The organism is Imperialibacter sp. (genome assembly GCF_040222385.1).
GTDB lineage: Bacteria > Bacteroidota > Bacteroidia > Cytophagales > Cyclobacteriaceae > Imperialibacter.
The window spans coordinates 48,446-62,499 of the sequence record NZ_JAVKDF010000035.1; the positions used below are offsets into that span (position 1 = coordinate 48,446).

Sequence of the window (14,054 nt, forward strand, 5' to 3'; positions counted from 1 at the left end):
CACCAAAAGGATTAAAACACCGACTGATGGCTTTTACAGGGAATTGTGACTGTCTGAACGTCTGACAGTCCGAACAAAGGATTGAGGATAGTCTGACGGCTCTAGTCCTGGTAATATCCGCTACCCGAGGCTTTTTTGCCTCCATAGTAATTACCATAGCCGTAACCATATCCATAAATAGAATGCCATTTTGGTTTCTTAAAGTCGACCCCGTTTAGAACAATTCCAATATTATTGATTAGACCTTTGTTATGGATATCATTAATGTAATCAATGGCGTGGCGGGGAGTGACATCCTGTCTTATAATAAATAATGCCACATCAGCATGGCGACTAATCTCGATAGGATCCGACACAAGACCTACAGGTGGGGTATCAATTACAATATGGTCATAGTGCTCCTTGAACCACCTCATTGCATCATCGAACTCCTGTCCCATTAGCAGTTCATTTGGGTTGGGGGGGATCGGTCCAGCAGCAATCATATCCAAGCCCTTTATTTCCGTTGACTGAATTACGTCTTCATATTTCTTATCACCAATGAGTAGCTGGCTCATCCCTTGATCATTTGATATTCCAAAAGAGTCAAAAATTTTCGGCTTACGAAGGTCTAAACCTAGCAATAGAACTTTTTGTCCCATTTTCGCAAGCATTATGGCTGTGTTCATGGTTAGAAACGATTTCCCCTCTCCTGATAGAAACGAAGTAACCATCACCACCTTATGATTCTTTCGCTCCAAAAATTTCATCGAAGCTCGCATTTTCCTAAAGCTTTCGGCCACCTGCGATCGAGGATACTTTTCCATCACTAACTCCGTTTCATACCTGCTCAGCGCAATTGAAGCCAAAACCGGCAATTTTGTACTTTTTGTAATTTCATGAACAGATTGAATGCTAATCGAAAAGAAATCTTTGATAACAATTAATACAATTGGTAAAATTAACCCAAAACTAAAGCCAATTGCATAGTTCCTTAAAGGGGTTGGAAACGTTTGTCCTCGTAACATTGGTGGATCTACAACTTTGGCGTTCGGCACATTAGATGCCTTTGCAATGCCTGCCTCAGCCTTTTTTTCTTGGAGGTATATAAACAAATTCTCACTCAAGGAGAACCTTCGTTGAATGTTCACAAGTGTTCTTTCGGTAAGTGGTAATTTATTGACCAACCTCTCCGACTCTTTAATCCTCGAAGTAAGATCAGCAACAAGAATTTCGCTACTTCCTTTTAGGTTCTGTACGTTCTCAATAATTGATAAAATTACTTTCTGGGTCTGATTCTTTAGAGATAATACTTGAGGATTAGCATCCGTTGCTCCAATTTCAATCTGCAGCAATTGTGAACTCAATTCAGCCAGGTTTTGCGTCAACGCTTCCAAGAGCGGCGAATCTATTCCTGCAGTAGATGGACTAATAATACCGTGAGGCCGTGTTTCTTCCTTAAGGTAAGCAACTATATAATTATAATATTCTATTCGAAATCTCTCTTCAGCCCTTTTATTTTCAAGATCCTCAAGTTTTTGTAATGCTGCAAGGCCTTCTTGACTAATGTCGACTACTCGATTGTCTGTTCTAAATGTTTGTAACCGGCGCTCTATCAACAGTAAAGAGTCTTGGATACTTGCCAGCTGCTCGTCTATAAATTCGACTGTCCGAGTTGCAGTTTCATTTTTTTCCTCCAACTCACGTTGAATGTATATATTTATTAAGCTATTGATAAACTGCACGCCTTTTGACGGCAACTCCGTCTGCATGCTAATTGCCAAAATGCTTGCCTCTTTGTTAACGTCAGAGATTCGAATCCTTCCACGGTAAGCCCTTGCCAACCCCCAACTATTAAAAAGCACAAATTGGTAAGAATCAACCTCAGCTAAATCCATTTGCCTCTCTTCGACTTTAAAAGAGATTCCATTGAACTCGATGACCGCAGGAAACTGATAATTTTGACGAGGGAGGCCAAGTTCTTCTGAAAATAAAACAAAGCCTCCATTTTTTTGTATCTCAACGCTGAAAGCTAAATTTCGCTCTGGTCTTGCTTCATTAACAAAACTCACCCGAAAAGGCATTTTGTCAGGTTCAATTTCTCTTTGTTTTATCCTACCAACACCATAATATGCTATATCGAAACTAAGCGTTTCGATTGCTCGCTTGAGAAGTGAATAGGATCCTAATAACTCAATTTCATTTTGCTTTGTTGAATTTCCTTGAAAAAATTGAAGCTCCTGTAAAAGTTCTGGGTTAATAGATTTTTTATCTTCCTTTATCAGAATTGTTCCTGCCACCTCAAACCTAGGGGTTGAATACCTATGAAAAAGAAAAACAACTCCAACGCAAATTATTACTGACAGAAAAATAAATTGCCAATAATCCAGGATTTTGTACACCCAATCTTTCACATCTAAATTTTCCTCTTCAACATAAGTAGGAACTGTGGGCAACTTATTTACTCCCTGTGCGTCCATGAATGACTATTTGGTGAAAAAGTTAAGGATCAAAAAAACGGCGGTGATGGTGGCAGCCACGGCGCTAATGGTTTGGAAAGTAGTAATGCCTGTTCCGAGCTCTCGTACTTTCAAAGGCGCCACATACAATTGGTCGCCTGGTTGGATATAATAAAACTCAGAGTTAATCAAGTCACGATGCGTCAAGTCTATTTTGTGGATACGCTGCCCTTCAGGGTATTGGCGGATAAGTAAAGCTTCTTTTCTGTTGGCCTCTATCTGCAAGTCGCCAGCCGAAGCAATGGCTTCATAAATAGTCAACCTGTTTTGAAGTACGCCATACCTGCCAGGGCTTCTAAATTCACCCAACGCTGTAAACCGGATACCACCCAATTTCACTGAGATATAAGGATCCTTGATGTATACCTGTGCCGATTCTTCCACCACTTTTCTTACCTCAGCCAGTGTTTTCCCCGCTACTGCGATTCTGCCGATCACCGGCACCTCAATCATGCCATTGGCATCTACATTGAAGCCTGTGAGATAGAAAATGTCAGAGGCGTTGTTGATCAGTTGGCCAGCAGCCTGCGTGGCCAACCCACCAACATTGAACATGTCATCTGTGGTGCCATCCAGGCTTTTGATCTTGATGTCCAGATTATCACCTGGCTGCACCACATAGGTTTTATAGGGGAAGCTTAGCAAGCTGTCGTTGGGAACCGCAGGGGACTCCTCATTGGCTTCCTGCATGTACACTACCTTCTTATTGGAAATGCATGCGCTAAGGGCTGCGCCGAGTAAAAAAAATAGAATTATATTAAAAACCAGCCCAGACCAGGACTTCCTGACACCAAATGTTAGCATTATACCGGAATGAATTACATGTTTTTACCGTCTGCAACCAAAAATGAACTGTCGTTGATCCTTTTGCACCAGTGGCGTATAGCAAAGGAAGGCCCGTTTCACTCCCAGGTTCGAAGTTGCAAACTTACAATTAAAATCAAAATTTACCCACCTGACGGCGTCATTAAGGGAGTCTACACAAATACTCACAAAGGTATAGTTGGCAATATGCATCAAATTTCGGCTTAGACGCAACAATGAAAGGCAAAAAAGTGCAAGTTGGTTTGAGAAAAATACAAAAAGGCTCTCCTTCGGCGGAGACAGTCAGACACGCAGATGTTCAGACAGTCATACGGGAGACGGAAGAGTGGAGACAGGTGATGGTTCTTAGTCGGCAAGACGAAATCTCCTGAAGATTATGCTTCGCTACCAATCACATCAATCAATGCCTTAATATAACCAAAAGCGAAGGCATGACCCTGAAGGCCACTGGCGGGGTCATCGTGGTGCGGGATGTGATCCGGCATCACCATGCCGTTGAAGTCAACATTTCTCAATTCCCGGATGATTTCGGCAAAATTCATATCCCCGTTGTCGGGGTATACTTCCTGAAAATTATCCCACCCTCCTTTGATGTTTCGCAAGTGAATATTGAAAATTTGCTTCCTCTCTCCTACCCAGCGGATAATAGGTAAAATCTCTGTTCTCGGATCTTTCAATCCTTCAGCCGTCGACCCGAGGCACAAGTTAAATCCGTGTGAGGGGCTGTCATATAACTGCGCAAATTTCTTGATCCCTTCAAATACATCTGGACTGTTCCATCGGGTGATCCCTCTGAATCCCACGGGCGCTGGTGGGTCGGCGATGTGGTTGGCCAGGCGCACGTTGTATTCCTCGGCCACCGGCAGCACCCTGTCGAGAAAATAGGTGATGCGCTCATACATTTCATCGATCGATACGTCGCCTGCTATGGTCTTGGGTTTGTTTTGTTTCAGGGCCTCCTCGTAATTCCATGTGCTGTAAGAGGCATTACCTCTGGTCGGATCAATGGTTCGCCCGGTTCTCAAAATTTCCAGAATGATGGTATTGTAGTTCAACGTACGAACACCCGTTTTACCTGCCACCGAAATCATTTGCTGGATCATCTCGATTTCCCTGTCTCGCTCCGGACTTTTCCCCAGCATAATATTAGGCGTTGAAATCTTGTCGATACCAGCTGAAGAAAGGGGTAGGTGATAGGCATCGAGGCTGATCCCGTATTTTTCACAGGCCTCCTTTTTTGCAAGCGAGTCTTCCAAATCCCAACCAACTCCTTCAATCAACTTCGGGGAGCCTCCGTCCAGGTGATACACCCCGTGCCGGGCCAGATACTCAAGGTTTTCTTTTCCCGTGCCCCCGTGCTGGCAGCCAACGTGCATGCGCATTGGTTTGGTTTTCGGTGGCGAGTCAGCCTTGGCCTTGCTGTCTGCTGCCTCACACCCCGTCATCATTGAACCCATCGATCCAACCATGGCTGTGGTTCCAAGCGAGGTTTTTAACAGGGAAGAGATGGCCTTTCTTCGGTTAATATTCGGTGTCATATTCTTCGACGTTTCTGATATATCAATTAGATAAGGGGGAAAATACTGGCAGCAATAAGAATGACGATCAACCCGACCAGTCCCATGATGGTAAGCAGGGGAGAAAAAGTTTTGAGTGCCTCCTGCTCGGTAAGGTTACTCATTTTACACACAATCCAGAATCCGCTGTCATTCATCCAGGGAATAAGTTTCGAGCCGCAGGCAATGGCCAGCCCAAGGTACAATTGGTGGTATTCCAGCGTGCCCGTGTTTGCCATGCCCGCCAATATTCCAGAGGCCGTAATCATTGCTACTGTCGCCGACCCCTGAGCTGTTCGGACAATAGCCGTTATAAAAAAAGCCAGTGGTATCAACGCCATTTGGTAGTCTTTGGTGAGCTCAGCCAGTCGCAGGCTAATGCCCGTTTGTTGTAACATTCCGCCAAAGGCGCCGCCGGCTGATGTAATAAGTATGATCACGCCCGCACTCATCAGGGCGGTTTGAACTGAGGCAGTTAGTCCCTTTTTGTCACCTTTCTTCTGCACAGCCAGCAACCAGATGGAAGACAGAGCCCCCAGGGATAAGGCGACATTTTTTTCTCCAACAAATTCCAGCACCCCAGTCAACCACGACGATGACATTGTACTCACTTCGACGAAGGAACCTACCAGGGCATTTACGCTTATCAACACAATAGGGATAAATATCGGCAGCAAGGAAAACCACAGTGCTGGAAGCTCCCGCTCATCTTTCTCAGACAGTGACTTAATCTCATCCAACGGAGCATCTACAGCATCCCGTAGTGGAATTGGCCACTTTCGATTGGCCCAGGCGGCATAAAGGTAACCGGCGCTGATGGTCACCAGCCCAACAAGGAAGCCTCCCATCATCATCATGCCAATGGGTATGTTCATTTCGGTGACTAAAAATAGTGGGCCCGGCGTTGGTGGAACTAACGAGTTGGCCATAGCCGCTCCCGCAGCGATGCAAAGAATCAGCAGTCCGTAATTTTTCCCAACCCTCATGGCCATGGCTTTGGCCAGCGGCACCATGAGATAAAAAACGGTATCAAAGAAAACGGGAATACCGATAAAGAAGCTACTGCCCAGAAATGTCATGGGCGCATATTTGTCGCCGGTGATTTTCAGTGTTGACCGCACAATTTTTTCGGCAGCGCCACTCTCCAGCATGGTTTTGCCTATGATAGAGGCCATGGCGATCAGTATCCCGATTTTACCACAGGTATTTCCAAATTCTGTAGCGATGCGGATACCTTCGCTTTGGCTGGCAAGCCGCTGAGCAGCTACAGCAGAAGCACCCTTACCTGTTTGGTAAAGGATAATAGCTGCTTCAGGAGTGATAAGGGCTACAACAAAGGCTCCGAGCAGTAGCGCCAGAAACGCATGGAGCCGGAATCCTATGATACTGACAAAGACGACGAGAATGCCAATAGCTAAAATAAACAGAGGATCTTCTGTAAAATACTGTATGTTCAAAGCAGGTAGTTTAGGCGCTTCACTTAAATGCGTAGCTTAATATCTCCTTTTTATGGGACAGGTTCACAAAAGTGAATACAAAAATTATGTATTTACCCTGATTGTCAGGCTGAATGGTATGCGGTCACTCCCAGACTGAACACGGAGGTTATCTTCGGGGACTTTGAAATTTTCCTGCCGTTTAAGGCAAACTACTGGCTTCCTCGTCTAAAATAATATAAACTTATGCTTTCAAATATATACTCCTGTTTAATATGACATTCCTACTGAACACCCGCAGGTTGTGGCCTGCTTTTTTTCTGACCTTGCTACTCGTCGGCTGTACCGAAGAGCTGCCTAAAGAAACTCCACTAACGATAAAAGAAGACCAGGCTACTGCCTATAACCGGGCAAAAGAAGTCCGTGAAAACACTTCCCTGGAACTCTATGATGGTATTACCATGAGCCTTTGGGCCTCCGACTCACTGGCTCCTGACCCTATTGCGATGTCGATAGACGATGAGGGCAATGTATATCTCACCAGAACCAATCGTCAGAAACACTCTGAGTTCGATATTCGTGGCCACCAGGACTGGATGACCCGTTCCATTGCATTGCAAACCGCAGAGGAACGCCGGGCCTTTTTACATAAGGAATTCGCACCAGAAAACAGTGCCAGAAATGAATACCTGCCCGACCTCAACAACGATGGCTCTCATGACTGGAAAGACCTGGCTGTGGAGGAAGAAGAAGTATGGAAGCTCACAGACGAAAATGGTGACGGCATTGCCGATGTATCCAAGCGTATCCTCAGCGATTTTCACGACGAAATAACCGACGTAGCCGGAGCACTGCTAGTAAGAAAGAATGATGTTTTTGTTGGTGTTGGCCCGGATATGTGGAGGCTTCAAGACACCAATGGCGATGAAGTGCTGGACAAAAAAGAGTCGATAGCGACAGGATTTGCTGTACATATCGGCTTCGGTGGACACGGAATGTCAGGTGCCATTGAAGGGCCAGATGGTCGTATCTACTGGGGCATTGGCGATATTGGAGCCAACCTAACCGCCAAAGACGGAAGTACTTACAAGTATCCGAATCAGGGTGTGATTGTAAGGTCGGATCCTGACGGGAGCAACTTTGAGGTCTTTGCTGCCGGGCTTCGCAACACGCATGAATTTGTTTTCGATGCCTATGGCAACATCATCAGCTCTGACAACGACGGTGACCACCGTGGTGAAAGTGAAAGGCTTGTACATATAGTAGAAGGTCACGACGCTGGATGGAGAGCCAACTGGCAGTATGGAAAATACACCGACCCCCGGAACAACAAGTACCATGTTTGGATGGATGAAAGACTCTTCCAACCTCGTTGGGATGGTCAGGCCGCTTACATCATTCCGCCCATCATGAACTATCATAACGGGCCAACGGGAATGGTGTATAACCCCGGTACAGCACTTGGCTCAGCCTGGAAAAACCATTTCTTCCTTGTGGAGTTTGTTGGCAACCCAAGCAGGTCGCCGATTTGGTCGTTTACCCTGAAGCCTAAAGGAGCCACTTTCGAATTGGAGCAGGAGAAAAAACTAGCTTTGGGCATCTTACCAACTGGTATCCGGTTTGGGCCGGATGGCGCACTCTACGCCGCCGACTGGATCAATGGATGGGACACAAAGAACTATGGCAGAGTATGGAAAATAGATGTAACCAGCGACAAGAACGACCTGGCAGCCGCTCGTAAAGAAACCAAAGAGCTGATGGTGCTTGACTACGAAAATCAAAGCGAAGACAGGCTGTATGAACTACTTTCTCACGCCGACATGCGTATTCGTCAAAAAGCGCAGTTCGAACTGGTAAATCGGGGGAAAAAAGGAGCGCAACTATTTAAGAAGGCCATCGATCAAACCGACAACCAACTAGCAAGAGTTCATGGTGTTTGGGGTCTTGGGCAATTGGGAAGACAACGCCTCGACCATGCAGCGCCGATTGTTGGGTTGCTTGGTGACAGCGACCCTGAAATCGTTGCCCAGGCTGCCAAAATGCTTGGAGATTTAAAGTACGCTGAAGCTGCCCCTCAGCTTGTAAAACTTTTGAGCAATGACTATCCCAGAGCGAGGTTCTATGCCGCTGAAGCATTGGGCAGAATCAAGTACGAACAGGCTATTCCTGACCTAATCAAAATGATTGAGGCCAACAACGATGAAGATATTTACATCAGACACGCAGGCGTACTCGCTCTTAGCCGGATAGGCAAGCAAGAGCCAGTGGTAGCGCTGGCAAGCAGCTCAAGCAGGGCTTTGCGCATTGCCGCTGTGTTGGTACTAAGAAGGCTTGGCAGCGAAAAAGTAGCCACCTTCCTCAAAGATCAGGATGAGTACATTGTAACGGAAGCAGCACGGGCTATCAACGACGACTGGTCGATTGAACCTGCACTGCCAGCTTTGGCAGCAACTCTGGCCGAGACTAGATTTACCTCCGAGCCTTTGCTTAGAAGGGCCATTAACGCCGCCTTGAGAGTGGGTGGAGACAAAGAGCTGGACATGGTCATTGCCTTTGCGCTAAGAGACGGCGTGGCGCCGGAACTAAAAGCAGAAGCACTTGCGACGCTGGGCACCTGGGCCAATCCATCGGTGATGGACAGAGTAGACGGCCGCTATCGTGGAGAAATCAAAAGAGACGCTGCACTTGCTCAGGCAAAAGCGAAAGCGAATGCTGGTAAGTTTCTTCAGAGCTCCAATAGCGCAGTCGTGATTGCCGCTGCAAATATGCTGGCTGACTTGCAAGTAGCTGACTTCAACGACCAGCTGGCCACTATGATGGCAAGCCATCCATTTCCTGAAGTGAGATCGGCTATGCTCACCAGCCTGGGCAAGCTTAGCTATAGCGACATGGAAGGACTTGTGAAAAAGGGCATGAATGACAAAGAGGGCGAAGTGAGAACAACCGCCCTTGGCCTATTGAGTGGAATGGAAATTTCTACAGAAAATCTACCCGGCATCGTCACTCCTATTTTTGCTAAAGGTTCTTTGAAAGAACAACAGGAAATGTTGACAGTGCTGGGTAAAATGTCCGCTGAAAAGAGCGAAGCAATCTTGTCAGGGCTTATAGATCAGCTCACCAACAAGAAACTGGACAAGAGCCTGACGCTTGATCTCATAGAGGCATCCGAGGCAAATGGTTCAGCGGCACTCGCCGCCAAGCTTGTCCCACTGAAGTCTGACGATACCAACACTGTTGCCGCCTTTCAGGAAACGCTTTATGGCGGTGATGCTCGTTTGGGTGGAAGAACATTCTACACCCACCCAGCTGCACAATGTACCCGTTGTCACGTGATCAGAGGCGAAGGCACTACAGTCGGCCCACAGCTTGGCGGAATAGGCAGTATGCTGACAAGGGAGCAAATCCTTCAAGCATTGATTGAGCCAGGCGCAAGACTGGCACCTGGGTTTGGTTCTGTTTCTCTGACGTTGAAAGACGGACAAAAAGTGTCTGGCATTTTGATGGAAGAAACGGACAAAGAGTTGGTGCTAAAAACCTCAGAAGCCGAGCCACTTCATATTCCCACAGCGAGAATAAGCGAACGCAAAAACTCACCAAGCAGCATGCCACCCATGGGAGGCATTATGACTAAGAGAGAGATCAGGGATGTGGTGGAGTTTTTGGCGAATTTGAAATAGATAATTTTAAGTTTCACTTAAAACAGAAATCCCCTGTCGAAATATGGTTCGACAGGGGATTTTTCATTTAGGGCACCTTACAAATTTTGCCAATGCACCTTACTCATATTGGAAGAATAGCCTGGCGAATCCGTGACATCGGTTTCAGATCAGGAATCTCCCAACTCACCCTTGCTTCTTTACTCATTAGTAATTCTCTTGTATAGAACCCTAGCAGAAAATCTTTATGGATAATTGTAGTGGAAGCTAATTCACGAAGGAAATTTTCAAAACCAATATCCTCCACAAATTCGAGTTGATATTGTATGATGGCCTGAATGTAAAACTCGGTAGTTGTTTCGTGATACCCCTCTTCTGCTGTGTTCTTGCCGCCATTGCAGATATTATATTTCTTTATTCCATTCTTGATGAGCTTTCTTGCCTCCACCAACGGATGGTGATAGATATACCATGCGGCCATTACAAAATGAGCGAAATGGGTCCATTCTGAAGCTGGCCACGTGCATGCTTCAAACCCTTTTACCAGTTGCTGTGCCTCCTTGTAAGTCATCTCCTATTTCGATCTGATATTGATATCCTCCTTACATGTACTCATTACAATGGTTGTGCTGGTTCTGGTCACAGCCGGGCTTCCTTTGATCCTATTGGAAAGCAGTTCCTCCAGCTCACTCGTGTCTTTCACCAACACCTTTAAAAGCAGGTCATAATCGCCGGCAATATGGTGGCATTCGAGCACTTCAGGCAAGCTCGTCAGGTACTCCCTGGCCTCCCCGGCTCCGGCATGGTCAAGCCACACCTGTACAAAAGCCAGCAACTTCAATCCAAGCATGCCCCTGCTGAACCTGACAGTATACTGTTCGATCATGCCCGACTTATCGAGCTTGCGCATCCGTTCCGTTACCGCCGGTAGCGACAAATGTATCTTTCTGGCTATTTCCGCCCCGGTTATCCGTGAATTGGCCGCCAGCTCATCCAGTATCCTTAAATCAGTATTGTCCATTGCCGTAGTTCGTCACAAAGTTAATTACAACCATATAAAATAAATAAAAGTAAATTTTTTAACAGTTATAATAAAGTTTTTTATCATAAATACCTAATTATATTCAAACCATCTATCCTCTGCGGCCTCCAAACATTAATTTCATTTTGCCTCAAATTATGACAGGCCCGGCAAGTTCTCCCTACTGCTCTACAATTTTCACTTGTAAAAGGGCTCCTTAAAACATAGTTTTAACATTCAACACTTTACTTACTCGTTTATGAAATCGCTATTTCTTACCTGCCTCGGCACCCTCCTTTCATTCTCATCTTTTTCGCAGATGATTCCATTGCCGGAGCACCCCCGGCCCGACTTTGAAAGGAGCGATTGGAAAAACCTGAACGGCATTTGGGAATTCAAATTTGATGCTTCCAATGAAGGCTTGACGAGTAACTGGAGCGCAGGAAATACCTCCTTTGATAAAACGATTTTGGTTCCCTTTCCGTGGGGCTCAAATCTTTCAGGAGTAAAAGATGAGGCTGATATTGCCTGGTACCAACGGGAGATCACCGTTGATCCGGCATGGAACGGCAAAAAGACCTTCGTAACCATTGGCGCCTCCGACTGGGAAACCACCGTTTGGCTTGATGGGCAAAAGCTTGGCAGTCATCAGGGAGGCTATACTCCATTTTCGTTTGACCTAACACCTTATGTCAAGTATGGGGAAACTCAAAAGCTCGTCATCAGAGTAGATGATATCCGCCGAGACTTTACTTTGTACGGCAAGCAAGGCTACGGAAATGCCAGAGGTCTATGGCAAACCGTTTACCTGGAGGCCAGAGGGAACAACTACCTGGAAGCCGTTCATTTCACCCCCGACATCGACAACAACAAAGTGGACGTAACAGCCTATTTGCCAGAGGAAGCAGCGGAGGATCTCAAAGTAACGGTCACAATTAAAGGTACGCCAACGCCGATATCACAGGAAGCGACTATCACAAAAGGAAAGAATAAAGTACGGTTCAGCATTAACATACCGAACGCTCACCTTTGGAGTCTGGAAGACCCCTTTCTCTACACGGCTGAAGCAACTCTTGGAAACGACAAAGTGAGCACCTATTTCGGCATGCGCAAGATCTCCGTCGTAAACCTGCCGGGAACAGACTATCCCTACATCGCCCTGAACAACAATCCCATCTACGTTCAACTCACATTAGATCAATCCTATCATCCTGATGGTTTCTACACCTTCCCATCTGACCAATTTATGCGGGAAGAAATCGAGAGAAGTAAATCTATCGGACTGAATGGCATTCGGGTACACATCAAGGCAGAAGTGCCCCGAAAACTGTATTGGGCCGACAAGCTGGGTTTGCTGGTTATGGCCGATCTTCCTAATAGCTGGGGTGAGCCTGAAGAGAAAATGCAAGCCGAAGCGGAGTTCACCCTTCGGGAAATGATCAAAAGAGACTACAACCATCCAGCGATCTTTTCATGGATTGTTTTCAATGAAACATGGGGCTTGAGAACCGCTGTAGAGGTCGATGGAAAAAAGGAGAACAAGTACCTGCCAAGAACGCAAAATTGGGTAGCCTCCATGTACTACCTCACTAAGTCGCTGGATGGAAGTCGATTGGTAGAAGACAACTCCATATGCTGTGGCGCTGGTCACACAGAAACAGACATCAACTCCTGGCACAGCTACCTGCCAGGCTGGGAATGGGAGGCTTTTATGGCCAACCTGGAGAAAAACACCTATCCGGGCAGCACTTACGATTTTGAAGACGGCTTCACTCAGGGCAATCAACCCAATATCAACTCAGAATGTGGCAACGTGTGGGGCTACGATGGCAGCACCGGCGACGTGGACTGGACGTGGGACTACCACCGCATGATGAACACTTTTCGCAAGTACCCATTTATGTCAGGCTGGCTGTATACCGAGCACCATGATGTGATTAATGAGTGGAACGGCTACTGGCGTTTCGACAGGACGGAAAAGAAAACCGGACTGAGCGATATAGTTGCAGGAATGACTACCAACGACTTTCATTCGCTGGTTTACCTTTCTACCGGCAATGAAATCAGCAAAACGGTAAAGGGCGGAGAGAAAGTAAGTGTGCCTCTCTACCTTTCTTCAATGAGCAGTGCGGAAATGGGCAGCCAGCTAAAGGTGGTGTACGAACTGGCCCACACCAACTACCTTGGTGAAACGTCAACTATCAAACAAGGCAGTCAGTTAGTGGACTATAAACCCTATATACAGTCAACACCGGCGCCCATTGAGGTGACAATGCCAGCAACGTCAGGCTTGTCTATTCTCAAACTAAGGCTGGAAGACATAAGTGGCAAGGTGGTGCACCGCAACTTTACTGCCTTCGAAGTAACTGGAAACGACAAGGTGGCCAAAACAGAGGTGATCAGCGTCGCCCCGGCTTCTTTCACCAAAGCGGAGTGGAGCGAAAAGCAGTGGACTGTACTGGATGGGTTAAAGGTAAATGGTGCCGGAAAGGGCAACTTTGAATACACTTTTGACCTAAGCGGCGCTGAAACTGCGAAAGCCAAAGAAGCCTACTTTTTGGTAGAAATTTCCGCCAAGGAGCTTTTCGCCAAAGACAAAGAAGAATTCGAGGCAGGCAAAGACTACATGCTTGGTGCCAGAGCCGAGCCCAGCAGTAACCCTAACTCCTATCCGATGACTGATGAGACAATGTTTCCGTCTACCGTCTCCATTTGGGTGAACGGCACGAAGGTGCAAACTACCACTCTCACCGACGATCCTGCGGATCACAGAGGCATCTTGAGCTGGCACCATCAGTTGCAGGACAAAAAGCTCAGAGAAGCAGGCTCTTATGGGTACCTGACTAAGGTGCCAGTTTCGAAAAGAATGCTAAAAGATGCAGCCTCCACAGGCAAGCTGATTATTGAAATAAGAACTGAGGGTGAAAACGGTGTGGCCGTTTATGGTAAGTCCTTTGGGAGGTGGCCTGTTGACCCTTCGGTGGTGTTGAAGTATTGAGGACTGAAATAACGATTTGTCACACAGTTTGTATGTGTGTTGTTTTATCAATCATTCCCTGTCT

The 14,054-nt window shown here is 46.4% G+C and carries 8 protein-coding genes; 2 read left to right on the plus strand and 6 right to left on the minus strand.

Annotation, left to right across the window (positions count from 1 at the left end; genetic code table 11):
• Window positions 1-101: 101 nt before the first annotated feature.
• The 4 genes from RIG68_RS16150 to RIG68_RS16165 all read right to left on the minus strand — a co-directional run bounded on the left by RIG68_RS16150 (window position 102) and on the right by RIG68_RS16165 (window position 6,330).
• Window positions 102-2,459 (minus strand): GumC family protein, encoded by a 2,358-nt coding sequence (locus RIG68_RS16150; protein ID WP_350124380.1) that lies wholly within the window; start codon window positions 2,457-2,459, stop codon window positions 102-104.
• 6 nt (window positions 2,460-2,465) lie between these two features.
• Window positions 2,466-3,188, minus strand: a complete 723-nt coding sequence (locus tag RIG68_RS16155) for a polysaccharide biosynthesis/export family protein (protein ID WP_350124383.1) — start codon at window positions 3,186-3,188, stop codon at window positions 2,466-2,468.
• Window positions 3,189-3,697: 509 nt separating this feature from the next.
• On the minus strand, window positions 3,698-4,861 hold the full coding sequence (locus RIG68_RS16160) for a mannonate dehydratase (RefSeq protein WP_502880652.1): 1,164 nt from the start codon (window positions 4,859-4,861) through the stop codon (window positions 3,698-3,700).
• A gap of 26 nt (window positions 4,862-4,887) precedes the next feature.
• Entirely contained in the window at window positions 4,888-6,330 is a 1,443-nt protein-coding gene (locus RIG68_RS16165; protein ID WP_502880665.1) for a GntP family permease, read from the minus strand.
• Between the two features lie 260 nt (window positions 6,331-6,590).
• Here RIG68_RS16165 and RIG68_RS16170 point away from each other — a divergent pair, with 260 nt between their 5' ends.
• Complete coding sequence (locus RIG68_RS16170; RefSeq protein ID WP_350124389.1) at window positions 6,591-9,992, plus strand: HEAT repeat domain-containing protein; 3,402 nt, start codon at window positions 6,591-6,593, stop codon at window positions 9,990-9,992.
• 103 nt (window positions 9,993-10,095) lie between these two features.
• Here the strand turns inward: RIG68_RS16170 and RIG68_RS16175 are convergent, their stop codons facing one another.
• Both RIG68_RS16175 and RIG68_RS16180 read right to left on the minus strand, forming a co-directional pair.
• Entirely contained in the window at window positions 10,096-10,542 is a 447-nt protein-coding gene (locus tag RIG68_RS16175) for a hypothetical protein (protein ID WP_350124392.1), read from the minus strand.
• 3 nt (window positions 10,543-10,545) lie between these two features.
• A complete protein-coding gene (locus RIG68_RS16180; protein WP_350124395.1) occupies window positions 10,546-10,992 on the minus strand; it encodes an Lrp/AsnC family transcriptional regulator in 447 nt (148 codons plus the stop codon).
• Between the two features lie 259 nt (window positions 10,993-11,251).
• Between RIG68_RS16180 and RIG68_RS16185 the strand changes: the two genes are divergently transcribed.
• On the plus strand, window positions 11,252-13,990 hold the full coding sequence (locus RIG68_RS16185; RefSeq protein ID WP_350124398.1) for a glycoside hydrolase family 2 protein: 2,739 nt from the start codon (window positions 11,252-11,254) through the stop codon (window positions 13,988-13,990).
• The last annotated feature ends 64 nt before the right edge of the window (window positions 13,991-14,054 follow it).